Annotated in this window: 24 protein-coding genes; 8 read left to right on the forward strand and 16 right to left on the reverse strand. The window is 68.2% G+C overall.

Annotated elements, in window-relative coordinates; translation table 11 throughout:
• Positions 1–81 precede the first annotated feature (81 nt).
• The 3 genes from ACLJOO_RS24590 to ACLJOO_RS24600 are packed head-to-tail and all read right to left on the reverse strand — an operon-like array spanning position 82 to position 3,532.
• Entirely contained in the window at positions 82–1,086 is a 1,005-nt protein-coding gene (locus tag ACLJOO_RS24590; protein WP_410789719.1) for an N-acetylglucosamine kinase, read from the reverse strand.
• On the reverse strand, positions 1,074–2,330 hold the full coding sequence (locus tag ACLJOO_RS24595) for a 6-phospho-beta-glucosidase (RefSeq protein WP_410789720.1): 1,257 nt from the start codon (positions 2,328–2,330) through the stop codon (positions 1,074–1,076). Before ACLJOO_RS24595 ends, ACLJOO_RS24590 begins: the two co-directional genes overlap by 13 nt.
• Positions 2,331–2,344: 14 nt before the next feature.
• A complete protein-coding gene (locus ACLJOO_RS24600; protein WP_410789721.1) occupies positions 2,345–3,532 on the reverse strand; it encodes an ROK family protein in 1,188 nt (395 codons plus the stop codon).
• Positions 3,533–3,677: 145 nt separating this feature from the next.
• Between ACLJOO_RS24600 and ACLJOO_RS24605 the strand changes: the two genes are divergently transcribed.
• Positions 3,678–4,946, forward strand: a complete 1,269-nt coding sequence (locus tag ACLJOO_RS24605; protein WP_410789722.1) for an ABC transporter transmembrane domain-containing protein — start codon at positions 3,678–3,680, stop codon at positions 4,944–4,946.
• On the forward strand, positions 4,943–6,721 hold the full coding sequence (locus ACLJOO_RS24610; RefSeq protein ID WP_410789723.1) for an ABC transporter ATP-binding protein: 1,779 nt from the start codon (positions 4,943–4,945) through the stop codon (positions 6,719–6,721). The genes ACLJOO_RS24605 and ACLJOO_RS24610 overlap by 4 nt, the downstream gene beginning before the upstream one ends.
• On the opposite strand, the gene ACLJOO_RS24615 is transcribed toward ACLJOO_RS24610, so the two are convergent.
• The 8 genes from ACLJOO_RS24615 to ACLJOO_RS24650 form a co-directional block, all read right to left on the reverse strand.
• On the reverse strand, positions 6,669–7,634 hold the full coding sequence (locus ACLJOO_RS24615) for a DUF2891 domain-containing protein (RefSeq protein ID WP_410789724.1): 966 nt from the start codon (positions 7,632–7,634) through the stop codon (positions 6,669–6,671). The two genes, ACLJOO_RS24610 and ACLJOO_RS24615, sit on opposite strands and share 53 nt — an antisense overlap.
• Positions 7,635–7,642: 8 nt before the next feature.
• A complete protein-coding gene (locus ACLJOO_RS24620; RefSeq protein WP_410789725.1) occupies positions 7,643–8,614 on the reverse strand; it encodes a DUF979 domain-containing protein in 972 nt (323 codons plus the stop codon).
• On the reverse strand, positions 8,611–9,312 hold the full coding sequence (locus ACLJOO_RS24625; RefSeq protein ID WP_410789726.1) for a DUF969 domain-containing protein: 702 nt from the start codon (positions 9,310–9,312) through the stop codon (positions 8,611–8,613). The genes ACLJOO_RS24620 and ACLJOO_RS24625 overlap by 4 nt, the downstream gene beginning before the upstream one ends.
• Positions 9,313–9,463: 151 nt before the next feature.
• A complete protein-coding gene (locus ACLJOO_RS24630) occupies positions 9,464–10,141 on the reverse strand; it encodes a uracil-DNA glycosylase (RefSeq protein ID WP_410789727.1) in 678 nt (225 codons plus the stop codon).
• Between the two features lie 141 nt (positions 10,142–10,282).
• Positions 10,283–10,828, reverse strand: a complete 546-nt coding sequence (locus ACLJOO_RS24635) for a DUF1990 family protein (RefSeq protein ID WP_410789728.1) — start codon at positions 10,826–10,828, stop codon at positions 10,283–10,285.
• Positions 10,825–11,604: a YndJ family protein gene (locus ACLJOO_RS24640; RefSeq protein WP_410789729.1), complete on the reverse strand. Its 780-nt coding sequence runs from the start codon at positions 11,602–11,604 to the stop codon at positions 10,825–10,827. The genes ACLJOO_RS24635 and ACLJOO_RS24640 overlap by 4 nt, the downstream gene beginning before the upstream one ends.
• Positions 11,601–12,617, reverse strand: coding sequence for an LCP family protein (locus ACLJOO_RS24645; RefSeq protein ID WP_410789730.1), 1,017 nt, complete (start codon positions 12,615–12,617; stop codon positions 11,601–11,603). The genes ACLJOO_RS24640 and ACLJOO_RS24645 overlap by 4 nt, the downstream gene beginning before the upstream one ends.
• 84 nt (positions 12,618–12,701) lie before the next feature.
• Positions 12,702–13,505 (reverse strand): helix-turn-helix domain-containing protein, encoded by an 804-nt coding sequence (locus ACLJOO_RS24650; protein ID WP_410789731.1) that lies wholly within the window; start codon positions 13,503–13,505, stop codon positions 12,702–12,704.
• A gap of 92 nt (positions 13,506–13,597) precedes the next feature.
• Here ACLJOO_RS24650 and ACLJOO_RS24655 point away from each other — a divergent pair, with 92 nt between their 5' ends.
• Positions 13,598–14,362, forward strand: coding sequence for a phytanoyl-CoA dioxygenase family protein (locus ACLJOO_RS24655; protein ID WP_410789732.1), 765 nt, complete (start codon positions 13,598–13,600; stop codon positions 14,360–14,362).
• 83 nt (positions 14,363–14,445) lie between these two features.
• Positions 14,446–14,739 carry an HU family DNA-binding protein gene (locus ACLJOO_RS24660; protein ID WP_130383055.1) on the forward strand — a complete coding sequence of 98 codons (294 nt, stop codon included), beginning with the start codon at positions 14,446–14,448 and terminating at the stop codon, positions 14,737–14,739.
• A 3-nt stretch (positions 14,740–14,742) separates the two neighbouring features.
• Here the strand turns inward: ACLJOO_RS24660 and ACLJOO_RS24665 are convergent, their stop codons facing one another.
• Positions 14,743–15,762: an SMP-30/gluconolactonase/LRE family protein gene (locus ACLJOO_RS24665; RefSeq protein ID WP_410789733.1), complete on the reverse strand. Its 1,020-nt coding sequence runs from the start codon at positions 15,760–15,762 to the stop codon at positions 14,743–14,745.
• Positions 15,763–15,814: 52 nt separating this feature from the next.
• Positions 15,815–16,729, reverse strand: coding sequence for an SMP-30/gluconolactonase/LRE family protein (locus ACLJOO_RS24670; RefSeq protein ID WP_410789734.1), 915 nt, complete (start codon positions 16,727–16,729; stop codon positions 15,815–15,817).
• Positions 16,730–16,853: 124 nt separating this feature from the next.
• On the opposite strand from ACLJOO_RS24670, the gene ACLJOO_RS24675 reads away from it, so the two are divergent.
• From ACLJOO_RS24675 to ACLJOO_RS24690, 4 genes are all read left to right on the forward strand, one after another.
• Positions 16,854–18,791: a M13 family metallopeptidase gene (locus ACLJOO_RS24675; protein ID WP_410789735.1), complete on the forward strand. Its 1,938-nt coding sequence runs from the start codon at positions 16,854–16,856 to the stop codon at positions 18,789–18,791.
• A 111-nt stretch (positions 18,792–18,902) separates the two neighbouring features.
• Entirely contained in the window at positions 18,903–19,607 is a 705-nt protein-coding gene (locus ACLJOO_RS24680; protein WP_410789736.1) for a GntR family transcriptional regulator, read from the forward strand.
• A 148-nt stretch (positions 19,608–19,755) separates the two neighbouring features.
• Positions 19,756–21,249 (forward strand): NCS1 family nucleobase:cation symporter-1, encoded by a 1,494-nt coding sequence (locus tag ACLJOO_RS24685; RefSeq protein WP_410789737.1) that lies wholly within the window; start codon positions 19,756–19,758, stop codon positions 21,247–21,249.
• A 5-nt stretch (positions 21,250–21,254) separates the two neighbouring features.
• On the forward strand, positions 21,255–21,962 hold the full coding sequence (locus tag ACLJOO_RS24690; protein ID WP_410789738.1) for an aspartate/glutamate racemase family protein: 708 nt from the start codon (positions 21,255–21,257) through the stop codon (positions 21,960–21,962).
• On the opposite strand, the gene ACLJOO_RS24695 is transcribed toward ACLJOO_RS24690, so the two are convergent.
• From ACLJOO_RS24695 to ACLJOO_RS24705, 3 genes are read right to left on the reverse strand one after another with little or no spacing between them, the layout of a single operon-like run.
• A complete protein-coding gene (locus ACLJOO_RS24695; protein WP_410789739.1) occupies positions 21,959–23,398 on the reverse strand; it encodes an aminopeptidase P family protein in 1,440 nt (479 codons plus the stop codon). The genes ACLJOO_RS24690 and ACLJOO_RS24695 overlap by 4 nt on opposite strands.
• An 18-nt stretch (positions 23,399–23,416) precedes the next feature.
• Positions 23,417–23,839 (reverse strand): aspartate 1-decarboxylase, encoded by a 423-nt coding sequence (gene panD / locus ACLJOO_RS24700; protein ID WP_410789740.1) that lies wholly within the window; start codon positions 23,837–23,839, stop codon positions 23,417–23,419.
• 45 nt (positions 23,840–23,884) lie between these two features.
• Complete coding sequence (locus ACLJOO_RS24705; RefSeq protein WP_410789741.1) at positions 23,885–26,059, reverse strand: MMPL family transporter; 2,175 nt, start codon at positions 26,057–26,059, stop codon at positions 23,885–23,887.
• Positions 26,060–26,065: the final 6 nt, after the last annotated feature.

Here is a 26,065-nt window from a genome sequence, read left to right on the forward strand (position 1 = left end):
GAGTGGATGTGGTCCTACTGATGGGACGCCACACCGCACTCGGGAGTTTGCATCGGACTCCAATGAAACAGGTCTGCAATATCAAGCAGCCGGTGGCGGAGCGAACGCGGCGCGTAACCGTTCCTGAGCGCTCGTTCCAGCGGCCGTATGGTCAAGACCGAGCAGGGCCGCGCCAACGACCGGCGGTACGTCGACCACGCGCGGGATCGCCTTCGGGGCAACGTCGGCGAGCAGTTTCGTGACCCGGTCGAGAAGGACCGAGTGTCCTGCCGTCAGCACGCCGCCGCCGAGGACCACGGTGACCCGTTCGCCGAGCAGGTCGAGCCGCCGCAACGCACTCAGGGCCATCGCGACGATCTCCTCGGCCTGCTGCTGAATGATGCCCAGGGCAACGACGTCGCCGGCGGCCGCGACCTGGAACAGCACCGGCGCCGCCTCCAACTGCCGCTCGGCCGGCAGCTCACCGAGATGGAACGCCTCGATCACCGCGGTCAGCGACGGCCGTCCGTAGTGCATCGGCAATGCGGTGAGCAGTGCGGTGGCCGGACCACGACCGTCGTCGGCTCGCGACGCCGACCAGAACGCCTCCTCGGCCAGCTGTGCGCCACCGCCCCAGTCGCCGGTCAGCTTCCCAAGTGCCGGGAATCGTGCGGTCCGCCCGTCCGGCAGCATTCCGGAGCAGTTGATGCCCGCGCCGCACACGACAGCGACACCACGCGGCTCGTCCACTCCGGAGCGCAGTAGCGCGAAGGTGTCGTTGGTGACGTACACCGACTCGGCCCAGCCGCGGTCCTCGAAGACAGCGGTCAGTTGCTCGACCTCGATGGGCAGGTCGGCGTTGGCCAGGCACGCCGAGATCTGCTGCACCAGCGGTACGTCGCCAACGCGCAGCCCGGCCGCCGCCGCCGCGGCTCGGACCAGTGGCTCCAGTCCGTCCACAGCGGCCGCGGCGCCGATCCGCTGCGGTTCGAACCCGCCGCCACGCGCCGTACCGAGTACTGTCCCGTCGGCTGCGACGAGAGCGACGTCGGTCTTGCTGTTGCCGGCGTCGAAGGCGAGAACACCGCCTGGGACTAGCGCGCCCACGGGAGGTAGTCCTTGTTGTGCGCCAGCAGCTTGTCCGTCAGCTCCTGTGCGATGGAGATCTGCCCGACCAGGGGATGCGCCAGCAGAGCTTGGAACACACGCTCGGATCCGCCCTTCACGGCAGCCTCCAAGGCCAGGTCCTCGTACGCCGTTACGTGGGCGACCAGTCCGGCGTACAAGGGCTCCAGTGGGGACACCGGCTCCGGCTTCGTGCCCTGTGCGTTGACCGTGGCCGGTACTTCGATGACAGCGTCATCAGGCAGGAACGGGAAGGTGCCGTTGTTGAGAGTGTTCACGACCTGCACGTCGCCGGTGTCGTTCAGCAGAGAGGATGCGAGTGCGACGGCTGCCTCCGAGTAGTACGCGCCGCCGCGCTTCTCGAGTAGTGCGGGCTTCTCGTCGAGCTGCGGGTCGGCGTACATGTCCAGCAGCTCTTTCTCGAGTGCAGCGACCTCAGCGGCTCGGGACGGCTTTGTCAGCAGCTCCTGCACCACGGCGTCGTGTGCGTAGTAGTAGCGCAGGTAGTACGACGGCACGACGCCCAGCTGTCGCACCAGGTCCGGCGGGAGGTGCAGGTCATCCGACAGCTCGCCCAGGTGCTTGGAAAGCAATTGAGGCAGCATGTCGTCCCCGTTGACGCGGACCCCGCGCTCCCAGGTGAGGTGGTTCAGCCCGACGTGGTCGAGCGACACCTCCTCCGGCGTGACTCCCAGCATCGCGGCGAACCGGCGCTGGAACCCGATAGCCACGTTGCACAGCCCGACAGCCTTGTGCCCGTGGGACAGCAGGGCCCGCGTCACGATCCCGACCGGGTTGGTGAAGTCAATGATCCACGCGTTCGGGTTGGTACGCCGTACTCGCTCGGCAATGTCCAGCACGACAGGTACCGTCCGCAGCGCCTTCGCGAGACCGCCGGCACCTGTGGTCTCCTGACCGACGCAACCGCACTCCAGCGGCCATGTCTCGTCCTCGTTGCGTGCAGCCTGCCCACCGACGCGCAGCTGCAGCAGTACGGCGTCCGCGCCGTCGATCCCCGCGTCCAGGTCGGACGTGGTGATCACCCGGCCGGCATGTCCTTGTTTCGCGAAGATGCGCCGCGCCAGACCGCCGACCAGTTCGAGCCGGTCGGCCATCGGGTCGACCAGCACCAGTTCCGACACCGGCAACGTGTCCCGCAACCGCGCGAACCCGTCGACGAGCTCTGGCGTGTAGGTGGATCCGCCACCAACGACTGTGAGTTTCACGCTGCAGGCTCCTACTAGGTAATTGGTGGACCCGCCGTGTCGAAGACCTCGTCGCGGGTGGTGCTCAGGGCGGACTGCAGTGCTCCGGAGAGCACGGGGTCGGTGCTGATCGCGGTCATCAACAGCTGCGGCCGCGGTACGGCGAGATCGGCGAGCTCGTCCTGGACCAGGCCGCGCAGGCGTTCGCCGCCCGCGGTGATCACGCCACCGGCCAGCACGATCAGCTCCGGGTCGACGACCGCGACGATCGCGGCCAGGCCGACCGCGAGCCGGTGCGCGAACTCGTTCAGTACGGCGTCGCCCGCGCCCTCGGTCTGGAGCGCGGTCGCGATCGCGGCCTCCGGCGTACGGGCCTTGAGGCCGTGCGCACGGGCGAGCTCCAGGACCGGTTCGCCGCCGGCGAGTTCCTGGAAACCGCCGGCGTTGTTGCGGCCGACGTTGCGGACCAGCGGCGTACCCGGAAGTGGCAGGAACGCCACCTCACCGGCGCCGCCGGTCGCGCCGCGGTGCAGGCGGCCGTTGATGACGATCGCGGCGCCGATGCCTTCCTCGCCCCAGAGCAGCACGAAGTTGTCGTGCTCCTGGGCGTGGCCGACCCGTTGCTCCGCGATCGCGGCCAGGTTGACGTCGTTCTCGACCTCGAGCGGTACGGCGATCGCCGCCGCCAGCTCCTCGAGCAGGTGCGGGGCGTGCCAACCGGGCAGGTGGGTCGCGTACCGCAGCCGGCCGGTCGTCGGGTCGAAACCGCCAGGTGTGCCGATCGAGACCCGGTGCAGGCGCTCACGGCTCAGGCCCGCCTCGCCGGCCGCGCCCTCGATCGCCTTGACGACCCGGTCGACCGTGCCCTTGGCGCTGCGGCCCGGGGTCGCCAGCTCGTAGTGGCCGACCACCGTGCCGGTCAGGTCGGCGACCGCGGCACGGATCCGGGCCGGCGTGACGTCCAGCCCGCCGACGTACGCGATGCCGCCGTTGATCTCGTACAGCTGCGCATTCGGACCGGGACGGCCCGCCGTGGTGCCGCTCGGGCGGACCAGGTGGGCGGCCTCCAGCCGCGCGAGCAGCTGGGACGCGGTCGGCTTGGACAGCCCGGTCAGGTTGCCCAGCGTGGTGCGGGAGAGCGGGCCCTGGCTGAGCAGCAGGTCCAGGGCGGCGCGGTCGTTCATCGCGCGCAGCAGGCGCGGCGTTCCGGGTGTTGTTGCCATGAGCCAACCCTGCCTCCCTTCGCCGCCCGCGGGTACTCGCCGCGCTGGTGATCTCAACTGTTAGGAAAGTTTCCTATTAGCCCGAGACCGTACGGCGGACGGGCTCGGGTGTCAATCACTGCGATTGAGTTAGGGTTGCCTAACTATGTCCACTGGGGAGCTGTTGAGGCGGGCGATTCGGCGGCATCGGGGCCGCATGGTGGCGGGGGTGCTGGTGCTGTCGTTGCACCAGGCGACCGAGGCGGCGGTGCCGGTCGCGATCGGGTTCTTCGTGGACCGCGCGGTGGCGACCGGCCGGGTCCAGCCGCTGCTCTGGTGCGTGCTGATGATGGTCGTGCTGTTCGCCGTACTGTCGAATGCCTGGAAGACCGGTGCGCGCCAGGTGGTGTGGGCGATCGAGTACGAGACGCACCTGCTCCGGCTGGAGATCGCGCAGCGCGTGCTGGACCCACGTGGTCACCGGACCGGGCTGCGGTCCGGGGAGCTGTTGTCGATCGCCACCTCGGACGCCGAGAAGGCTGCGCTGGTCATGCGGGCCGTCTCGATGGGAGCGGCGGCGTGTACGGCGTTGATCGTGTCGTCGGTGTCGTTGCTCTTGGTCGACGTACCGCTGGGGCTCGGGGTGCTGATCGGCGTACCGCTGCTGGTGCTGGGGATTCAGGCGCTGTCGCCGTTGCTGACACGTCGTACGTCGAGCCAGCAGGAGGCGGTCGCTCAGACGACCGCACTGGCGACTGATCTGGTCAGCGGGCTGCGGACGTTGCGGGGGATCGGAGCGCAGCACAACGCGGCCGCGCGGTACCGGCGATCGAGTCAGGCGACGCTGCGGGCCACACTGCGCGCTGCGTCGACGAACGGCGCCCTGCTCGCGGTGGTTGGTGGCCGCGCACCTGAGCACACCGGCTCAGTGCTGGTCGGTGGCACTCGTCTCGAAGAGCTGGACGTCGATGCGGTACGCCGGACCGTGTTGCTGGAGCAGCACGAGACGGACCTGTTCGAGGGATCGCTGCGCAGCAACCTCCTTGCGGACGCAGGGCTGGAGCGCGTGATGACGGCTGCCGGTGCGGCCGACCTGATCGAAGAACTCGACCGGCCGTTGGCCGACCGGGGGCAGACGTTGTCCGGCGGCCAGCGGCAGCGGCTCGGACTGGCGCGTGCGCTGCTGGCTGAGCCACCACTGCTAGTGCTGCACGATCCGAGTACGGCCGTGGACGCCGTGACCGAGGAGTTGCTGGCGGAGGGACTTGCCGATGAGCGGGCCGGCCGGACCACGATGGTGTTGACGAGCAGTCCAGCACTGCTGGGAAAGATGGACCGCGTGGTCGTCATCGCCGACGGGTCGGTGGTTGCTGAGGGCATCCACTCCGAGCTGGCCGCGTCAGACCCGGCCTACCAGGAGGCGGTCCTGCGATGAACCTGTTGCCGATCGCGGGCCCGCGCGCGACGTGGGCCGTTCTGTGGCGAGAGCTACGGCGGCTGCCGGTGCTGTCGATTGTCGCGGCTGTGGTGATCACGGGTGCCAGCACGGCCGGTCTGGTCGCGCCGTGGGCACTAGGTGTGCTGATTGACAACATCGGCGACAAGTCGGCCATTGTGCGCGTGGTCGTGCTGATCGGGCTGGCGGCGGTGTTGGCCGGCGTACTGACGGCTCTCGGCGTGACGCTGGTGGCACGGGTCGGTGAGACCGTGCTGGCGCGGATCCGTGAGCAGGTCCTCGACCGGGTGCTGCAACTGCCCGCGCCGGTGCTGGAGAAGGTGCGTACCGGTGACCTGCTCTCGCGGGTCGGTGACGATGTGGCGTCGGTGGCGTCCGCACTGACCGAGGTCGGGCCGTCGGTACTCGGTGCGGCGTTGACGATCGTGCTGACTGTCGGCGGGATGTTCGCGCTCGACTGGCGGCTCGGTCTGGCCGGTCTGCTCGCCGTACCCATGTACTACCTGGCGCTGCGGTGGTACCTGCGGCGGTCCGCGCCGTACTACAAGCAGGAACGGGTGGCGATGGGCGAGCGGTCCGAGGCGATCATCGCGTCGCTGCGGGGCAGCGCGACGGTCCGGGCGTACCGGCTGGAGGATCGGCAGCTCGCGACCATCGGGGAGACCTCCGGTACGGCGCGGGACATCTCGATCACGGTGTTCCGCTTGTTCAGCTTCTTCTCGTCGCGGATCAACCATGCCGAGTTCACCGGGCTCACGGCGATCCTGGTCACCGGGTTCTACCTGGTCCGGGAGGACTCGGTGAGCGTCGGTGCGGTGACGGCGGCAGCCCTGTACTTCCACCGGTTGTTCAACCCGGTGAACGTCGTACTGATGGAGTTCGACCAGATCCAGACGGCCGCGGCCGGGATGTCGCGGCTGGCCGGCGTACTGGAGATCGAGCCGGCTCCGGAGCCACCCGCGAGCCCAGACCCGGCTGACGCGTCACTGGAACTGCGCCACATCACCCACCACTACGACGGTCCTGAGGTCCTCACTGAAGTCTCGTTGCGGCTGGAGCCAGGAGAACGGGTCGCACTGGTCGGTGCGAGTGGTGCTGGGAAGACCACGTTGGCGGCGATCGCGGCTGGTGTTCTCGCGCCGTCGGCCGGTGTTGTGAAGCTCGGTGGCGTCGACATCCGTGACCTGGGTGAGGACCGGACGCGCGCACAGGTCGCTCTGCTCAGCCAAGAGGTGCATGTCTTCTCCGGAACGCTGCTGGAGGATGTGCAGCTGGCGTGTCCTCGGTCGGCGGCGGCCGATGTGGAAGCAGCCCTGGACCGCGTCGGGGCGTTGGCGTGGGTACGTGCGCTGCCGGACGGGCTGGACACCGTCGTGGGGGAGAGTGGCCATCCGTTGACAGGTGCGCAGGCGCAGCAGCTCGCCTTCGCCAGACTGGTGCTTGCTGACCCGCCGGTCGCCGTACTGGACGAAGCGACGGCTGAGGCGGGTAGTGCCGGTGCGCGTGAGCTTGAGCGTGCCAGTGCGGCGGCCACGACCGGACGGACCACGCTCGTCGTCGCACATCGGTTGACTCAAGCTGAGCAGGCGGACCGGATCGTCGTACTCGACCATGGGCGAGTGGCCGAGTCAGGGACGCATGAGGCGTTGCTGGCAAGCGGTGGTCGCTATGCGCAGCTCTGGCGTAGCTGGACTGGTACGTCTACGCCTGGTCGGCCAGGAGGGCGAACGACACCAGCCAGTGCGTCGACATGAAGTCCCCGTCGGTGACCGTCGGCAGCACCGCGTCGACCTGACGGTCCGCACCAGCCCGCAGTACGTCGGCCACATCCGGCAGCGCCGGCGCGATCGTCCGCAGCTGCCATGCCCTACTCAGCGCCAGACCGGACAGGTGCGCCAACTGCCCGTCGCCTGAGTCGTCGGTCACCGGCACCTCGAGCAGATGCTGATGCGCGTCTCCACCCAGTCCCGGGAGGAACGCGGACAGCCAGCTGACGAACTCGGCGTCCAGCAGCACCCGGCGCATCAACTCCGCCTCGGACAGCGCGGGTGACAAGAAGTCGGTTCCCGACGGCTCGAACCGAGTGTCGTACGCCGTGTCGCTGCCGAACCACTGCAGTGCGCGAGCCCGGATCGCCTCCACTACATCAGCGCGACCCAGCTCGCCGTACGCCTCGTGGAGCAAGGCGAGAGCGAACGCCGAGTTGAGGTGTACGCCGTGCCGCACCGGGTACGCCTGCTTCGGCAACCAGGCGAGGACGAGGTCTGCGATCACATCGCCGAGCGGAGTGAGTGCGTCTGCCCACTGGGTCTTCCGGGTGGCGGCGACCAGCATGGCCGCCCAGGCCCAGCCGTACGGGCGTTCGTACGACGGCCGCTCCCGCAGATACGCGGCCTCGGTGGCGATCGCTTCGGGCGTCAAGCGCTGGTCGAGGACCTCGATCGGGCGGCGGCCGACCTGGTCCGGCGCCAGCGTCAGCAACCGGACCAGGGACCACTGCATGTGTGCGCTGGAGTGCCAGTCGTACGAACCGTGGAACGCCGGGTGCAGGCGATCCGGGGTCACGTCGACGTCGTCCGGGCCCTTCGACGCGTGGGCCGTGCCGTACGGGTACGGCGTCTCGAGCACCTCGCAGGCGATGTCTGCCCAGGCGGCGGCGTACTTCATGGAACTCCTTAGAATGCGAAGAAATACATGATCAGGATGTTGCAGCCCAGCAGCGGGATCGCGGTCGGGATCTGCGCCTTGATCGGCCCGTACTGGTCCTTCATCTCCAGCAGTGCTGCCGGCACCAGGTTGAAGTTGGCCGCCATCGGCGTGCACAAGGTGCCGCAGAAGCCGGCCAGCATGCCGACTGCGAACACGACCGCCGGGTTGCCGTCGAACTGCTGCACCAGCAGCGGCCAGCCGACCGCGGCCGTCATCACCGGGAACGCGGCGAACGCGTTGCCCATGATGATCGTGAAGATCGCCATACCGATGCAGTACAGCGCGACCGCGGCGATCAACGAGCCCTTCGGTACCAGGTGATCCGTGACCCGGCCGACGGCCTTGCCGACGCCGGATGTGTTGAAAAGCAGGCCGAGTGTGGCGAGCATCTGCGGCAGGATCGCCGCCCAGCCGATGTGCTCGAGCAGTCGCCGGCCCTCATGCAGTGGGACACCCGGGTTCTTCGGCTTGAGGAGCACCATGCCGACGACCAGTGCGAGGATCGACGCGACGCCGAGCCCGATGATCGTGGCGGATCCGGTCTGCAGCAGCAGCTTGCCGTCGCCAAGTTTCACCTTCGCGAGCCAGGCCCCGAAGATCGCCGCGACCACCGGGATCACCAACGCCGGCAGGAACAGCTTGTTGCCGAACCGGTCGGCGAAGTGCACGCGCTCGGCGGGTGTCGTCGTACGCTCCTGGCCCTTGCCTGGGAAGCCCGAGCCGGCCAGGACCGCCAGGCCGATCACCGCGATCCCGAGCAGCCAGGACGGCGCCTGCTTGTTCACCACGAACGTGCCGTAGCCGAACGAGAGGCCGAGGATGCCCCAGAACGCCGCGCTGCCGACCCGCTTCGGGTTGCTGCGGTCGTTGAGCACCTGCAGCGCGATCAGGACGAAGAAGATGCCGCACAGCCAGTAGAACCACTCGACCTTGATCATCGCGCGGCCTCCTTCGCGGCGGCCTTGTCCTCGGCCGCGAGCTTGTCCAGCTGGCGATCGAGGAGCAGCAGCCGGGTGCCGTGGATGAGCAGCGCACAGATACCGGTCGGGATCGCCCAGAGCGCGATGTCGATCGCCTCCAGGTGCAGGCCGTACGTCGTGTCGACGAAGCCGGTGATCAGCAGGATCGAGCCGATCGCGACGAAGATGTCCTCACCGAAGAACAGCCCGATGGTGTCGGCGCTGGCCGCGAAGCCCTTGATCTTCTCCTGGAGCTTCTCCGGCAGCTTGCCGTAGCGGCGTTCCGCGGCGCCGGCGGCCATCGGGTGGATGAGCGGCCGGACCGCCTGCGCGGGACCGCCGATGCTGGTCAGGCCGAGGGCCGCGGTGCCTTGCCGGATCAGCAGGTAGATAGCCAGCAAGCGGCCGGTCGTGACGACCTTGAGCTTGCCGATCAGCTTGCGGGCCTGGTGTTGCAGGCCGTAGCGCTCGATCAGCCCGATGACGGGCAGCGTGACGATGAAGACGGTGACGGACCGGCTGCCGGCGAAGCCGTCGCCGAACGCGTTCAGGATCTTGACCGGAGACAATCCGCCGATCAGGCCGGCCACGACACCGGCCGCCGTGACGACCAGCATCGAGTTGATCCGGAGGGCGAACCCGACGACCACCACCGCGATGGCGAGCAGAACCCACATGGTTCCTCCCGGGAGGGACAGGGCGATTCCGCTCACCATAGGAGATTGTTGAACGATCCTGCAATGGATCATTCGAACAAATCTTTCGAAACATGACAACGCGCCGTGACCACATGGGCCCGGCGCGTCGTCGTACTGCTGGAAAGTGGGGTTAGGGCAGGCGCCAGTCGACCGGCTCGGCGCCCTGCTCGGCCAGGAGAGCGTTGACGCGGCTGAACGGGCGGGAGCCGAAGAAGCCGCGGTCGGCGGACATCGGGCTCGGGTGCGCGCTCTCGACGTACGGCGTGCTGCCCAGCATCGGCTTGAGCGTCTGGGCGTCGCGGCCCCAGAGGATCGCGACCAACGGGCCGCCGCGGTTCACCAGCGCGTGGATCGCCTGCTCGGTGACGATCTCCCAGCCCTTGCCGCGGTGCGCACCGGACTTGCCCGGCTGCACGGTCAGCACTCTGTTGAGCATCAGCACGCCCTGGTCGGCCCAGGGAGTCAGGTCGCCGTTGGACGGCGCCGGTACGCCGACGTCCGCCATCAGCTCGCGGTAGATGTTCGCGAGGCTGCGTGGAATCGGCCGTACGTCGGGGGCCACCGAGAAGCTGAGCCCGACCGGGTGACCCGGTGTCGGGTACGGGTCCTGCCCGACGACGAGCACCTTCACCTGTTGCAGCGGCCGGTGGAACGCCCGCAGCACGTTCTCCCCGGCGGGCAGATAGGCCCGGCCTGCGGTGATCTCCCCACGGAGGAACTCACCCATCTGCGTCACAGTGCCTTCGACCGGAGCCAACGCCTCAGCCCAGTCCGGCGCCACCAGATCCGACAACGTCTTAGGACTCACCCGCCACAGTCTCGCAGTACTGCGGCTCGCAGTGCACCCCGGGTTGTCGCCGGTTGTTTGCGTGTCGCTCAAACGCTGGTGTGGCTACAGACGGTACAAAGGTCGCGGCCCCGCATAGGTATGAGCTCTGCGGGGCCTTTGCTATGCGGCGAGGCGGCGGAGGGCTGCGGTGTAGCGCGTGGCGGCGTAGTGCTGGGCCTTGCGGGTGATGGGGCCTGCCAGGTGGGTGTACCAGGTGGCAGGGCGGCTGTAGGCGCGGACGGTGGCGTGGATGCCGTCCGGGTCGCGGGTGATGAGGAAGGACTCCTCGCCGGCCTCGGGGTGGCCCTCCAAGGTGCCGTACGCGAAGCCGATGCGGTCCGGTTCGTTGACGACCCAGACAACCCGGCACGGGACCGGAAGCCCTACCTGCGTCCGGAGGCGACGGATCAGCATGCCAGGTCCGAGGCGGGCCAGCGAGTCGGTGCCGACCTGCGGTGGTGTAGCGGTCGCTGTCACCGGGATGCCGGCGCCGCGGTGCATGCGCCACGTCAGCAACGCATCAGCAGCCCGCTGAAACACCTCGTCTCCCTCGCCGATCCGCTCCCGGTACTCCAGTCGGTGGTAGCCCTCGGGCGTCTCGTCGTACTGCGTCGAGCCCACGTCGTCGTACGTGAACCGCAACCCCGCCAGGTCTTCCAGCTTCATCGGGCCCCTTCCCGTCGCATCGCCAGTACGCCGCACAGCGCAAAGCCAACCGCATTCGCCACACCGTGCGTGGCGACCATCCACTCCAACGGTAGGTACGGCGTGTCCACCACATGTCCCAACGCCCAGCTGACGGCGAGCAGCATCGTGACCACCAGCACTGATCCCGAGATGACTAGGAGTGCCGCAGTACCTCGGTCTGTGTGCCGCGACCGCTTCCACAGGTTCCAGCCGACCAGCCACATACCTGTGGTCAGTACGACCGCTCCTGCGAGCTCCACCGGGTCACCTAGGAAGAACCCGAGCAGAACGATCGCAGTACCCAGCGGAACGCTCACTGCTGCTAAGCCGTCCGCAGCCAGGTAGGCCATCAGTGCGGCAGCGAAGCCCGCGAAATGGAAGTGGGCGACCGTCAGCGACAGCACGGTCAGGTTGAAGCCGAACAGCTCGTACGACGAACGCTCGGCGACCAGTGCGAGCGCTGCGATCGACGGCGTGGCCAGCGCGGTGTAGAGCGCCACCTGTCGCGTGCTGACGGTCCTGTGCTGAAAGAAGTGCCGTGCGGCCAGTGCGATGAGGACGAGCGTGCCGACGAAGTAGACCGACGCCAGCACGATCGACACCGCACCACGTGGCAGCCACAGAGCCGCCGCACCAGGAACGGCAAACGCGAACCACCAGCGATTGCTGGCGGTTCGCGTCGGCAGGAGAGTGAGTCCGAGAGGTACGACGATGAGCATCCCCAGGCTCACCACCGCGTGGACGAGGACGGTCAACTGCTCTTCAGGCCGCTGGTGTTGTCTTCCTTGAGCGCGTCGAAGAGCGCCTTCGCCTTCTTGGTGTCCCACTTCACCGCGTCACCGCGGTCGCAGCACAGCTGGAAGTTGTCGTCGCTGGTCGGCACGCTCAGCGCGACGCCGCCGCTGCCGGAGATCGCCTGCATGCCGCGGGCGAACCGGATGAAGTCGAACAGGCTCATGTCCTTGTCCACGGTCAGCGCGTCGACGCCCTTGGTCGCGACGTTGTAGTACCGCACCGGGTTCAGGAACGTCGACGGCGAGGCCGCCTTCTTCGCGACCGCGCCGACCATTTGCCGCTGCCGCTCGGTCCGGCCGAAGTCGTTCTGGCCGTCGGCCTTCCGGGACCGCACGTAGCCGAGCGCGTTGACGCCGTCCAGCTCCTGGCAGCCGGCCGGCAGATCGATGTGCGCGTCCTTGTCCTTCATTGCCTTGGGCAAACACATCTTGATGCCGCCGACACTGTCGATGACGCTGGCGAAACCGCCGAAGCCGACCTCGACGTAGTGGTCGATGCGCAGCCCGGTGTTGTTCTCGATCGTCTGGATCAGGGCCGCCGGGCCCCTGTTGAAGGCGGCGTTGATCTTCTGCTTGCCCTCGACGCCGGGAATGTTCACCGCGCTGTCGCGCGGGATGCTGATCAGCACCGTCGGCCCGGACTTCGGGACGTGCATCAGCATGATCGAGTCGGTCCGCGGCGGGCCGGCGTCGCCGCCGGTGTGCAGCCGGGCGCGCTCGGCCCGGCTGAGGTCCTCGCGGGCGTCCGATCCGACCATCAGGTACGTCGTACCCGGGGTCTCGGCCGGCCGCTCGCCGGTGGGCATCGCGTCGAGCTTGTCGATCCGGCTCCAGGCGTAGAGCGGGACCGCGATCAGCATCAGAACGAACAGCAGGACGATCAGTCCGACGGTCCGGAGGAACCAGTTGCGGCGCTTCTTCGGGCGTCGCGCCGGGTTCGCCTGTCGCGGGTCGATGGGCTGCGTTTCACTCATAGCCATGACCGTATCGGTGACCGGCCCTCGAACACGTCACCCCAGTGAATGGTTTTACACGTCGGAAAGTCGATGGCGCCTCCTTCAAAGGGAGGAAATCGGCCCGGAGATCGAACCGGATCGCCGGAACGCGATCGGCGACATCCCAACTCTGGCGGCGAACAGGCGGCTGAAGTACGCCGGGTCGTCGTAGCCGACCCTCCGTGCGACAGCGGCCACGGACAGGTCCTCCTCGGCGAGCAAAACCTTTGCAGAGCTGAGTCTGGCGCTCAGAACGAGCTCCTGCGGTGTTGAACCCGTCGTACGGCGTACTGCGTCGCGTAACTCGTTCACGGTGAGTCCTAGCTCACTGGCGTAGTCCTGAATGCTCATCGGTGTACACGCGAGCTCAGCGAGCCGTGCGGCGACTCCGTCACCAGAATTCGTTCCAGCCTGACCGATCAGGTCGTAGAGCGCTCCCGTGAGCTGTACGGCGTTGTGCTGCGTGCTGATGCGGAGGAGCCGGGTGAACGCGCGGTCGATCGGACGCGGGTCGCCGTACCGGCGGACTGGTTGGCTGGGATCGAGGTGTCCGAGTGAGGTGAGTGCTGCGGTCGCAGGTCCGCTGAACAGGGTCCATGCCTGACGCCAGCGTGTTGCGGGGCGGTAGCCGTGCAGAACGCCGGGGAAGAGCCAGAGCATCGCAGGTGCGCGTACCTCGTGCAGTTGACGATCCGGACCGTGCAGCAGGTGGCCGCGGCCTTCTCTCAGCCAGACGAGAGCGTGACAGCCGAGCGCCCGGTCCGGTGCGGGCTCGGCGCCATGCGTCTGTTCGCCGGCGCCGAGACAGAAGAGTCCAAGTTGGCTCTCGACAGCGCCTGGTGTCAGGTAGGTCGACCAGTTCTGCACGGCTACAAGAGTCCAAGAAGCCGGAGCGGGTGTCCATTCCGTTGAGCGCCGTACGCCGGTGGAATGGCGGTGTGCTGACGTCTAACGGATACGTGCTCGATGAACGACGGTTGGGTGAACTGGTTGCGGTGCCCGCCGGGGAGCGGGGAGATCGGTCGCTGCTGCGGAAGCGGTTGCAGCGGGACGGGTATCTGTTCCTGACCGGTCTGCTGGACCCTGCGGTGGTACGGGCGTTCCGGGAGTACTACCTCGGGTTGACGGGGGCTGCTGCGGACAGAGCGTCGTACCGGAAGGTGCTGTTCGAGGAGATCGTGCCGGGGCCCGAGTACGCGGCCTTCTGCGCGCAGCCGGCGTTGAAGGGCTGGTTCGAGTGGTTCCTCGGTGGTGAGCCGTTCCTGCACCGCCGGAAGATCATCCGGCAGACAGCGCCGGGTGAGAACGGCATCGGTACGGCGACACAGGCCCACTACGACCTCGTCTACCTGCGCGGCGGCAGTGACCAGGTGCTGTCCGCGTGGATCCCACTGGGTGACTGTCCGGTCAGCCGCGGCGGACTGACCTACCTGGAGGGCAGCCACCACAAGGTGCTCGAGGAAGAGGCTGCCGGCCGGCTGAAGCGCCCGGCTGCGTCCATCACCGCGGACCTGCCCGCTCTGGCCACGCAGTACGACGCCAACTGGCTGGTCACGGACTACGCGGCCGGAGACGTCGTCGTGCACACCGCGCACACCGTCCACGCGGCGCTCGACAACGTGTCGACGGAACTGCGCCTGTCGACCGACATCCGCTACCAGCGCGCCGACGACGCGATCGACGACCGCTGGCAGAACCACTGGCATGACCGCGACGGTTTGTGACCGGTATGCGGATGCTTCTCGCTAACGACAATCATTTCGGTTAAGGTGCGGTTCGGAAGGTTGAACCGAGTCTGAGGAGAGCCGTGAACCGGAACGAACTGATCGCCGGCGTGGCGCAGAAGGCGGGTATCCCGCGGGGGCAGGCCGAGAAGGTCATCGACGCGCTGGGTGACGTCGTCACCGAGGCCGTGCAGCGCGGCGACAAAGTGTCGCTGACCGGCCTGCTCAGCATCGAGCGCGTCATGCGCGCCCCGCGCACCGGCCGCAACCCGCAGACCGGCGAGCCGCTGAACATCCCGGCCGGCTATTCCGTGCGCCTGTCGTGCGGAAGCCGCCTCAAGGCTGCAGCCCGAGGCGACCTCCGCACCGTTCGCTGACCCTCAGCGGCGTACCGCCGTTGCCCAATAGGGCGTCGTGGGCGTCGGCGGGGTGCTGAACCGGGCGTTGGCCAGGTAGAGCCGGTTCCCGAACGCGGCCGCGGTCGTCGGGATGTCGAAGCCCGGATCGGTGATGGTCCGGATCTGCGTGCCCGTCGTCCCGGCCCGGTTCAGCTGCACCACCGCGACCTGGTTGAGGAAGTTCTGCACGACGTACAGCGTGCGGCCGAGCAGCAGCATGCCGTCGCCGTTCGTCATCAGCGTGCCGCCGAGGTCGACGCGCTGGGTGACGCCGGTCCGCGGATCGACCCGGAACAGGAACCCGGTCGACGACTGCACAATGATCACCGCGCGGCCGTCCGGCGTCAGCGTGATGCCGTTGCCGTTGAACCCGGTCGGATCGTGCACGTAGTCGCCGGTCAGCGGCACGGTCCGCACCTGGTTCAGCAGCCGGCCGTGGCGGCCGATCGGCACCTGGTAGACGACGGGCCGGCTGGAGTCCGTGAACCACGCACTGGTCTTACTCAGCACGACATCGTTCACGAACGTCGCCGGCTCGGTGGTCAGCGGGTAGCTCTTCAGGATCTTCCCGGTGCGGATGTCGACGACGCGCGCCGTACCGCTCGAGCCTCCGGCGATCCAGAGCCGCCCGCGGTTGTCCGCTTTCAGGCCGACCGACGGCGTACCGGGTCCCTGGCTGATCACCTTGCCGCGGCCGGTGCGCAGTGCGGCGGCGTAGATGTCGCCGTCGGCCAGCGAACCGAAGTACGCCGTACTGCCGCTGATCGCGATGCCTTCCGGCTGGAATCCGTCCGGCAGCTTGATCCGTGCCGGGAACACCCTGGACTGCTTGTCCGAGGCTGATCCGAACCGGATGTGATCGCACATGCCGTCGTCGACGGAGTGCTTGACGACAGCCGGACCTTGCGCGGGCGGGGCGGTGGCCTCGGCGGCTGACGTCGTGACGAGCCCCAGCATGAGAGCTGGCAACCCTAGTAGTGCCGTGACGTTGCGGATGTTCATGGTGCCTCCCCTTCGGCACACGGTAGGACGCTCGGTGGCAGCCGGGAACGGTTCAGCGTTCGACTGCTGTGACCCAGTACTCCGTGGTGGGAGTCGGTGACGTTGTGAAGCGGGCGTTCGGCAGGTAGAGGCGGTTGCCGAACGCCGCGACGGTCGTCGGTACGTCGAAGGTCGGGCTGGTCAGCTCGCCGACCACCTCGCCCCTCGTGCCGGTGTGGTTCAGGTTGAGTACTGCGATCTTGTTCAGCCGGTTCTGGACGACGTACAGCGTGCGGCCGAGAAGGAGCAGGCCGTCGCCGTTGGTCATCAGCGCGTCGCCGAGATCGATCCGCCGGGCCACACCCGTGTGTGGGTCGACCCGGAGAAGGAAGCCGGTCGACGACTGCACCATGATCAGCGCGCGGCCGTCCGGGGTCAGCGAGATGCCGTTCGCGTTGTTGCCGGGCAGGTGCTGATAGTCACCGGTGAGCGGGACCGTCTCGGGCTTCGCGCCGGCGACTCGGTAGAAAACGGGCTGTTGCGAGTCGGTGAAGTACGCGCCGTCCTTGGCGAGGATGACGTCGTTCACGAAGGTCGGCGTCGCGGTGGTGAACGTGTAGCTGGCCAGGACCTCGCCGGTGCGGGTGTCGATCACCCGGCCGTTCCCTCCGGCGGCTCCGGCGACGAAGAGGCGGCCGAACCGGTCGACCTTCATCCCGAGCGAACCGGTGCCCGGGCCTTGGCTTATCACCTTGCCCCGGCCGGTCCGCAGGTCGGCGGCGTAGATGTCCCCGTCGGCGCGGGAACCGAAGTACGCCGTACCGCGGGCGATCGCGATGCCTTCCGGCTGGAATCCGTTCGGCAGGGCGAACTTGCTGGGGAACGGTTCAGTGGTCGGTGCGGCGCTTGCTGCCGAGGTGCTCGCCAGGCCCAGCAGTACGGCGGGCAGGCCGGCGAGTGCGGTGCGGCGACGTACGAGGTGTGACATGGGCGGTGTCCTCCCTGTTCGTTTACTGGGTGAACGGGCCGGTCCTGTGGATAGTTCAAACCGGCGGATTCGCGAACCGGGTATGTTCGCTGGCAGCAACTCGACTTGGGACAAGGGGTCAGGGATGACAGCAGGAATCGACGACTCGGCGGCGGTTCGCCCACAGGACGATCTGTACCGGTTCGTGAACGGGACGTGGCTGGCGGAGCACGAGATTCCCGCGGACAAGGCGATCCACGGTGCGTTCCACGCGCTCTGGGACACCGCCGAGCAGGACGTCCGCGCGATCGTCGAGAAGACCGTGGCGGCCGGGCATCCGGAAGGCAGCGAGCCGCGGAAGATCGCCGACCTCTACAGCAGCTTCATGGACACCGAGACGGTCGAGCGGCTGGGCGCCGAGCCGATCGCCGAGCAGCTCGCCCTCGTCGCGGGCGTGACCGACCTGGCCGGGCTGACGTCCGTCCTCGGGCAGCTCGAACTGCAGGGTGTGCCGGGGGTCTTCCACTACTGGGTCGACGCCGACGCGAAGAAGTCCGACGAGAACATCGTCCACCTGACCCAGGGCGGCCTCAGCCTGCCCGACGAGTCGTACTACCGCGAGGACAGCTTCGCCGCGATCCGGACGGCGTACGTCGAGCACGTGCGGACCCTGCTCGAGCTCGCCGGGTTGTCCGACGGGACCGCCGCCGCCGAGCGGATCCTCGAGCTGGAGACCCGGATCGCCGGCGCGCACTGGGACCGGGTGAAGGAGCGCGACGTCCAGCTCACGTACAACAAGCTCGACCGGGCCGGGCTCGAGGAGTTGACGCCCGGGTTCGACTGGGCGACGTGGCTGGCCGGTGCCGGCGTACCGGAGAGTGCGTTCGCGGAGGTCGTCGTCCGCGAGCCGGACTTCCTGACCGCCGCCGCGGCCGCGCTGCAGGAGGTCGACATCGACCGGTGGAAGGAGTGGCTGAGCTGGCGGGTCGTGCACAGCGCCGCGCCGCTGCTGAGCCAGGCGTTCGTCAACGAGAACTTCGCGTTCTACGGCAAGACCCTGACCGGTGCGCCCGAGCTGCGCGAGCGCTGGAAGCGCGCCGTGGGCGCGGTCGAGTCGGCGCTTGGTGAGGCCCTCGGCAAGCTGTATGTCGCCGAGCACTTCCCGCCGGACGCCAAGGCCCGCATGGTCGAGCTCGTGCAGAACCTGGTCGCCGCCTACCGGCAGCGGATCGAGGCGCTGGACTGGATGGGCCCGGACACGCGGCAGCGGGCGCTCGAGAAGCTCGGCACCTTCGTCCCGAAGATCGGGTACCCGGACGAGTGGAAGGACTACTCGGCCCTCGAGATCGACCCGGCCGACCTGTTCGGCAACGTCCGCCGCTCGGTCGCGGTGGAGACCGCGCGGGACCTCGCCAAACTCGGCAAGCCGGTCGACCGGAAAGAGTGGCGGATGACGCCGCAGACCGTCAACGCGTACTACAACCCGCGGATGAACGAGATCGTCTTCCCGGCCGGCATCCTGCAGCCGCCGTTCTTCGACCTGGTCGCCGACGACGCCACCAACTACGGCGCGATCGGCGCGGTGATCGGCCACGAGATCGGTCACGGCTTCGACGACCAGGGATCGCGGTACGACGCCGACGGCAACCTGAACGACTGGTGGACCGACGCGGACCGCGCCGCCTTCGAGCAGCGCACCGACAAACTCGTCGCGCAGTACGACGCGCTCGAGCCGGGCGAAACTCCCGGCCAGCACGTCAACGGCAAACTCACCCTCGGCGAGAACATCGGCGACCTCGGCGGACTGTCCATCGCGTACGTCGCCTACCAGCTGTCCCTGGACGGCGCCGACACCGACGACCAGTCCGGCAGCGAACGCTTCTTCGCCGCCTGGGCCCACGCCTGGGCCACCAAAACCCGCCCCGAAGAAGCCGCCCGCCGCCTCACCATCGACCCCCACTCACCCCCCGAGTTCCGCTGCAACGCGGTGGTGAAGAACATCGACGAATTCCACAACACCTTCAATACCGCCGAGTCCGACGGCATGTGGCTGGCCCCCGAGGACCGCGTCCGCATTTGGTAGCTCAGGTCACCGATCAGCCGCCGACGGGCCTCGCGCCAGGGCCCGGGCGGCGGCTGTTCGAGGCGTCGCGGCTCCTCGACAGGCGGTTCGAGCGGGGCTTATCGTCCGGAGATGCGTAGACCGTCGGACTTCACTTCGCGGTTGGTGCGGACTGCCGCTGCTGCGGGGGAGATGCCGCCGGTTGAGAGTGATCTGCGGCATGCGATTCTGACCGGGGATCAGCCGCCGGGGACGGCGGTGCCGATCGACGAGGTGGCGGCGTTCTTCGGGGTCAGTGCTATTCCGGTGCGTGAGGCGTTGAAGACCTTGTTCGGGGAAGGGCTGGTCGAGCATCGTCCGCACGTCGGGTACCGGGTGGCCAAGCTGACGTTTCTGGAGTTCCGCGAGCTGTACGACGTACGCCAGGCGCTGGAGTCCGCGGCGCTGCGTGCGGCGGCTGTCAACGCGACCGCGATCGACCACGACCGGATCCGGGACGCCCACGGATCGCTGGCCGATGCGGGGGCCGCCGGTGACCGTGAGTACGCTGCCGCGACCCGCCGGTTCCACTTCGCGCTGATCGAGCCGTCGGGGATGCACCGGCTGATCCGGATGTACGAAACCGCGTGGAACATCACCGAGCCGGCCAGGCCGATGTCGCGGGTCCGGGCGCACGAGCGGGCCGGGTTCCATGCGGACCACGAGCGGCTGATCGCGGCGTACGTCGCGCGCGACACCGAGACGCTGATCGCCGAGTCGGAGCGGCACTACGCGCATCTGAAGAGCGCGATCTCGGAGTTCGCCGACGACCCGGAATGCTTCGCCGACCCCGCCTGACGCGGCTTTCCTATATTTGCGCCGCTTTTCCTATATTTGAACGGAAACCGGCCGTTCACCATGGACGTCATTCCGCGAAACACGTTATTCCTAGCTTCGGTTCACTGGTCGCGCGATCCGCCCGCGGCCCAGGCCGGAGGAGTACAGCATGGTGACCGAACTCGTGCAGCGTGACTACCATCCACGGTTGACGAACGAGGATCTCGCGCCGCTGAAGCAGCAGACCTGGCGCAGCTACAACATCTTCGCGTTCTGGATGTCCGACGTGCACAGTGTCGGCGGCTATCTCACCGCGGGCAGTTTGTTCGCGCTCGGCCTGACCAGCTGGCAAGTATTCGTCTGCCTGATCGCCGGTATCTGCATCGTGCAATTCTTCTGCAACCTGGTCGCAAAACCGAGCCAGCTCGCGGGCGTTCCGTACCCGGTCATCAGCCGGGTCTCCTTCGGCGTACTGGGCGCGAATATCCCCGCCATCATTCGCGGCCTGATCGCCGTCGCCTGGTACGGCGTCCAGACCTTCCTGGCAGCCGAGTCGCTGAACATCGTGTTCCTCAAGCTCTGGCCCGGACTGGGTCCTTGGGCGGATGCGGATGTGCACGGTTTCGCCGGTCTGTCGGTGCTCGGCTACGTCAGCTTCGCGATCCTGTGGGTCGCGCAGGCCGCCCTGTTCTGGCGCGGGATGGAGAGCATCCGGAAGTTCATCGACCTGGCCGGTCCGGCCGTCTACGTGACGATGCTGCTGCTCTGCGCCTACCTGCTGGTCAAGTCCGACTTCACCATCGACCTCAACCTGTCCAACCACAGCCTGTCCGGGTGGGCCACGATCGGCACGATGCTGAGCGCGATCGCCCTGGTCGTCTCGTACTTCTCCGGCCCGATGCTGAACTTCGGCGACTTCGCCCGCTACGGCCGCAGCTTCCAGAGCGTACGGAAGGGCAACTTCTGGGGCCTGCCGATCAACTTCATCTTCTTCTCGCTGCTGACCGTGCTCACCGCGGGCGCCACGGTTCCGGTGTACGGCGAACTTCTGACGGACCCGATCAAGACGGTGGAGCGGATCGACAACACGTTCGCGATCCTGCTGGGCGCGGCCACCTTCGTCACGGCGACCGTGGGCATCAACATCGTCGCGAACTTCATCTCGCCGGCGTTCGACTTCTCGCACGTCAGCCCGCAGAAGATCAGCTGGCGGATGGGCGGCATGATCGCCGCGGTCGGCTCGGTGCTCCTGACGCCGTGGAACTGGTACAACAACGACACGGCGATCCACTACACACTGGGCATCCTCGGCGCGCTGATCGGCCCGCTGTTCGGCATCCTGATCGCGGACTTCTACCTGATCCGCCGGCAGAAAGTCGTTGTGGACGACCTGTTCACGCTCGACAAGGACGGCGCGTACTACTACCGCAAGGGCTACAACCCGGTCGCCGTCCAATCCGTGATCGCCGCTGGCGTGGTCTCGGTCGCGTCGGTTCTCGTGCCCCGCTGGGTGGGCGCCGGGCTCTGGATCAGCGACTACAGCTGGTTCATCGGCTGCGGCGTCGGCTTCGCCCTCTACACGGTCCTCGCGAGGCGGGCCGGAGTCGCGTCCGAGCAGTCCGAGCAGGCTGAGCAGGCTGAGCAGTCCGAGGAGATGGTCTGACACCAATGCGCATCAAGGTCATCAACCCCAACACCACCGCGTCGATGACCGCCATGATCGGCGAGTGCGCCCGGGCCGTCGCGGGTCCGGGTGTCACCGTCGACGCGGTGAGTCCGCGCCACGGGCCCGCCGCCATCGAGAGTCATGTCGACGACGCCCTCGCCGTACCAGGCCTGCTCCAGGAGATCGCCGACGGCGAATCGGCCGGGTACGACGGGTACGTCATCGCGTGCTTCGGTGATCCGGGGTTGAAGGCGGCGCGGGAGCTCGCCCGCGGGCCGGTCGTCGGCATCGCGGAGGCCGGGATGCGTACGGCGTCGTACCTGGGCCGCGGGTTCAGCGTCGTCACGACCTTGGCCCGGACCGTCGGCCATGCGCACGACCTGACCGAGGAGTACGGCGTCGCGAGGCAGTGCCGGGGGATCCACGCGTGCGAGATCCCGGTCCTTGCGCTGGAGACGGATCCGCACGCCCGGGCCACCATCCTCCGCGCCTGCGAGGAGGCACTAGCGCTGGACGGTTCGGACGCCATCGTGCTGGGCTGCGCGGGCATGGCCGACCTGTGTCACGACCTGTCGGCCGCGCTCGGGGTGAGTGTGATCGACGGTGTGGCGGCGGCGACCGCCACGGTCGAAATGCTGGTCCGGATGCGGCTCAGAACCGGCAAACTGGGTGAGTTCGCCCCACACCACCGCCACGAGCGCGTGGGCTAGGAGGACATCCAGTCCTGGATGCCCTCGACCGTGCGGGGCATGGCTTCGGAGAGGTTTTCCGGGGCGCCGTCGGTGATGAGGATGTCGTCCTCGATGCGGATGCCGATGCCGCGGAGGTCCTCGGGGACAGTGAGGTCGTCGGACTGGAAGTAGAGGCCGGGCTCGACGGTGAGGACGTAGCCGGGCTGGACGGGGCCCTTGCGGTAGTTCTCGTCGCGGGCCGCGGAGCAGTCGTGGACGTCGAGGCCGAGCATGTGGCTGACGCCGTGCAGGGTGTAGCGCTGGTACAGGCGGCTCTCGGGGTCGAGCGCCTCCTCGGCCGACACCGGCAGCAGCTCCATCGCGTCCAGGCCGCGCACGATGAGCTCCATCGCCGCCTCGTGCCCGGCGCGGAACGTCGCACCCGGCGTGAGGGCCGCGATCCCGGCGTTCTGAGCGTCCAGCACCAGCTGGTACAGGTCCCGCTGGCGTGGCGTGAACTCACCGTTCACGGGCAGCGTCCGCGTGATGTCCGCGGTGTACAGCTGCCGGTTCTCGACGCCCATGTCGAGCAGCATCAGCGTGCCGTCGTTCACCGGGCCGTCGTTCTCGATCCAGTGCAGCGTGGTCGCGTGCGGACCTGCCGCGGCGATCGACGTGTACCCGACGTCGTTGCCCTCGGCACGGGCCCGGCGCCAGAACGTGCCCTCGATCCAGCGTTCGCCGTACTGCCGGACCTTGTCCATCTCGGCGAGTACGTCGGAGAAACCGCGGTGCGTGATCGCGACGGCGTCCCGCAACTGCTCGAGCTCGTACGCGTCCTTGACCAGCCGGAGCTCGGACAGCGTCGCCGCGAACTCGCCGTCCTTGAGCTGCTCCGTCCGGGCGCCGCTCAGCAGGGATGCGATCGACTCGTCCTCGCCGCGCCGTACCCGCGTGGGTACGTCGCTCTTCAGCGCGTCGGCCAACTGGTCGACATGCCGCGTCTCGATCCCGAACTCCTTGGCGGTCTCGGTCAGCGACGGACGCCGCCCGGCCCACAGCTCGCCGTACATCCGGTCGCGCCAGAACTCCTCGCCCTGCGAGCGGTCGGCGCGCGGGCGGAAATACAGCACCGAGTCGTGGCCGGTGGTGCCGTTCGGCTCCAGGACGAGCACCGCGTCGGAGGTCTGGTTGCCGGTCAGCCACACGTAGTCGGTGTGCGGCCGGAAGACGTAGTCGGTGTCGTTCGAGCGGACCTTGTAGGTGCCGGCCGGGATCACGAGCCGCTCGCCGGGGAACGCCTGCGACAGCGCGTCGCGGCGCTTCGCCGCCCACACGCCGACGTCGCTCAGCGACAGGTCGTGCCGCTCGGAGTCCGCCCAGCCGGAGTTCATGAACGCACGCAGCTTCGCGCTCGGCTCGTTGTCGTGCGACGCGGTCTTGGGTGCGACGGTGTCAGCAGTGTTCTCGGTCATCCTCGACCTGTCCTCGTCTCAACGCGGGGTGTGCAGTTGGTCGCCGCGAAGCGTGCCGCTGTCGGGCAGCGCCTCGGCGGGGTCGGAACCGATGCGGGTGATCGCATTGTCCTCGTCCACGAAGACTACGCTCGGCTCGAAGACCTTCGCCTCGGCGGTGTCGAACATCCCGTACGCGATCAGGATCACCAGGTCACCTGGGTGGATCAGGTGCGCCGCGGCCCCGTTGATCCCGACGATCCCGGACCCGCGCGGTCCTTCGATCAGGTACGTCGACAGCCGCTGACCGTTGGTGATGTCGACGATGTCCACCTTCTCGCCGGGCAACAGGTCGGCCGCCTCCATCAAGGCCGCGTCCAGCGTGCACGACCCGACATAATCCAGATCCGCCTGCGTCACCGTCGCCCGGTGCACCTTCGACTTCATCATTTCCCGGATCATGGCGGCCATGATCCGGGCCGATCCGGTCCCTGTCAGTGGCCGCGATCACCCAACCGGTTCAGTTTCCCGTTCGACCGCCGGCTGCCGGCGGAGGGAGTCGCCTTCGACGTCGACGTTCGGGAGGAGGCGGTTCAGCCAGGCGGGGAGATACCAGGCGTGCCGCCCGAGAAGCGCCATCACCGCCGGTACGACGGTCATCCGTACGACGAACGCGTCGAGAGCGACCGCGAGGGCCAGCCCGAAGCCCATCTCGCGGATCAGCGTCTCGCCGGACAGGATGAACCCGGAGAACACCGCGGTCATGATCACGGCCGCCGCGGTCACCACCCGCGCCCCGTGCGCGAACCCGTCGACCACCGCCGCCCGCGGCGCGGCGCCGTGGACGTGCTCCTCGCGCATCCGCGTCACCAGGAAGATCTGGTAGTCCATCGCGAGCCCGAACACGACCCCGATCAGGAAGATCGGCAGCATGCTGATCACCGGCCCGGTCTGTCCCGAGATACCGAACAACCCGGCCAGCCAGCCCCACTGGAACACCGCGACGAGGGCGCCGAACGTCGCCACGACGGTGAGCAGGAACCCGAGCGTCGCCTTCAACGGCACCAGGATCGAGCGGAACACCAGCATCAGCAGCAGGAACGCGAGCCCGATGATGAGCGACAGGTACGGCAGCAGCGCGCCGCCGAGCTTGTCCGAGATGTCGATGCTGACCGCGGTCGCGCCGGTGACCGCCACCTCGGCGCGATCGTTGTCGGGCATCGCCCGGATCGCCTCGACCAGGTCCTTGGTCTGTTGCGTACTCGGACCGCTCGACGGGATCACGGTCAGCAACGCCGTGTTTCCGGCCGGGTTGAAGACCGGCGGCGTCACCATCGTCACGTCAGGCAGCCCGCGTACGGCGGCTGCGGTCGCGGTGGCCGCCGTACGCGGATCGGAGGACGCGCCGGCGTCCACGACCACCATCAGCGGCCCGTTGAACCCGGGCCCGAAGCCCTCGGAGAGCATTTCGTACGCCTTGCGCTGCGTGGAGTCGGGCGCCGCGGTGCTGTCGTCGGGCAGCCCGAGTTCGAGGTCGGTCGCCGGGATCGCGAGCGTGCCGAGACCGATCACGGTCACCACCAGCACCGCCAACGGACGCCGGGTGATGAAGCCTGCCCACCGGCGCCCGATCGTCGTCCGACCGGCCGCTTCCGGATCGCCGCCACGCAGACCAGGGATCCGGCCGCCGAGCACCCGCCGCCCGGCGAACCCGAGCAGCGCCGGCAGCAGGGTGAGTGCGATCGCGACCGCGATGACCACGGTGAACGCGGCGGCCAGGCCCATCTGGGTGAGGAACGGGATGTCGACCACGAACAGTCCGGCCAGCGCGATCACCACGGTCAGACCGGCGAAGACCACCGCTGAGCCGGCGGTACCGACCGCGCGGCCGACCGCCTCCTCGGGCTCCAGCCCGGTGCTCAGCTCATGCCGGTAGCGGGACATGATGAAGAGCGCGTAGTCGATGGAGACCGCGAGGCCGATCATCAGCGCGAGGATCGGCGTTCCGGATCCGATGTCGACGAAACCGCTGATGGTCGAGATCGCGGTCACCCCGAGGCCGACCCCGATGATTGCCGACAGCAACGGCAGGCCGGCCGCGATCAACGAGCCGAAGGTGATCAGCAGTACGACGGCAGCCACGCCGATACCGATCACCTCGGTGAGCTGCTGCTCGCCCTGCGGTTGCAGCGCGTCCCCGCCGAACTCGACGGTGAGGCCGGCCGCGCGGGCGGGTGCGACCGCATCGGCGACTGCCTGCTGCGCCTCGGGGGTGACCTCCTGCGCGGTGACCTTGTAGGTGACCTGCGCGTAGCCGGTGCGGCCGTCGGGAGAGATCGCCTTGGCGGTAAAGGGATCCACGACGCGGGCGACCTGTGGCGCGGCCGCGAGGCGGTCCAACGTCTGCTGGACCGGTGGCGTGTCGGTGAGCTTCTGGCCGGCTGGCGCCTCGAACACGATCCGGGCGGTCGCGGCGTCGGCGCCGGCCTGCGGGAAGCGGTCGTTGAGCAGGTCCGCGGCACGCTGCGACTCGGTGCCGGGGATCGAGAAGCCGTTGGCGGTCGGGCCGGACAGCGTGCCGGCGCCGACTGCTCCGGCAGCCAGCAGTCCCAGCCAGATCAGGAGTACGAACCGGCGGCGGCGGAACGCGAATCGGCCGAGCCGATAGAGGTACGTAGCCATGCGACC

Source organism: Kribbella sp. C-35 (assembly GCF_046549195.1).
Lineage (GTDB): Bacteria > Actinomycetota > Actinomycetes > Propionibacteriales > Kribbellaceae > Kribbella.

Coding starts and splice junctions, on each gene's coding strand:
- ACLJOO_RS24675 (WP_410789735.1), top strand. CDS start 16,854: ATGACAGCAGGAATCGACGACTCGGCGGCGGTTCGCCCACAGGACGAT.
- ACLJOO_RS24690 (WP_410789738.1), top strand. CDS start 21,255: ATGCGCATCAAGGTCATCAACCCCAACACCACCGCGTCGATGACCGCC.
- ACLJOO_RS24685 (WP_410789737.1), top strand. CDS start 19,756: ATGGTGACCGAACTCGTGCAGCGTGACTACCATCCACGGTTGACGAAC.
- ACLJOO_RS24605 (WP_410789722.1), top strand. CDS start 3,678: ATGTCCACTGGGGAGCTGTTGAGGCGGGCGATTCGGCGGCATCGGGGC.
- ACLJOO_RS24665 (WP_410789733.1), bottom strand. CDS start 15,762: ATGAACATCCGCAACGTCACGGCACTACTAGGGTTGCCAGCTCTCATG.
- ACLJOO_RS24610 (WP_410789723.1), top strand. CDS start 4,943: ATGAACCTGTTGCCGATCGCGGGCCCGCGCGCGACGTGGGCCGTTCTG.
- panD (WP_410789740.1), bottom strand. CDS start 23,839: ATGATCCGGGAAATGATGAAGTCGAAGGTGCACCGGGCGACGGTGACG.
- ACLJOO_RS24645 (WP_410789730.1), bottom strand. CDS start 12,617: ATGAGTGAAACGCAGCCCATCGACCCGCGACAGGCGAACCCGGCGCGA.
- ACLJOO_RS24705 (WP_410789741.1), bottom strand. CDS start 26,059: ATGGCTACGTACCTCTATCGGCTCGGCCGATTCGCGTTCCGCCGCCGC.
- ACLJOO_RS24615 (WP_410789724.1), bottom strand. CDS start 7,634: ATGAAGTACGCCGCCGCCTGGGCAGACATCGCCTGCGAGGTGCTCGAG.
- ACLJOO_RS24635 (WP_410789728.1), bottom strand. CDS start 10,828: ATGAAGCTGGAAGACCTGGCGGGGTTGCGGTTCACGTACGACGACGTG.
- ACLJOO_RS24620 (WP_410789725.1), bottom strand. CDS start 8,614: ATGATCAAGGTCGAGTGGTTCTACTGGCTGTGCGGCATCTTCTTCGTC.
- ACLJOO_RS24625 (WP_410789726.1), bottom strand. CDS start 9,312: ATGTGGGTTCTGCTCGCCATCGCGGTGGTGGTCGTCGGGTTCGCCCTC.
- ACLJOO_RS24600 (WP_410789721.1), bottom strand. CDS start 3,532: ATGGCAACAACACCCGGAACGCCGCGCCTGCTGCGCGCGATGAACGAC.
- ACLJOO_RS24680 (WP_410789736.1), top strand. CDS start 18,903: ATGCGTAGACCGTCGGACTTCACTTCGCGGTTGGTGCGGACTGCCGCT.
- ACLJOO_RS24695 (WP_410789739.1), bottom strand. CDS start 23,398: ATGACCGAGAACACTGCTGACACCGTCGCACCCAAGACCGCGTCGCAC.
- ACLJOO_RS24670 (WP_410789734.1), bottom strand. CDS start 16,729: ATGTCACACCTCGTACGTCGCCGCACCGCACTCGCCGGCCTGCCCGCC.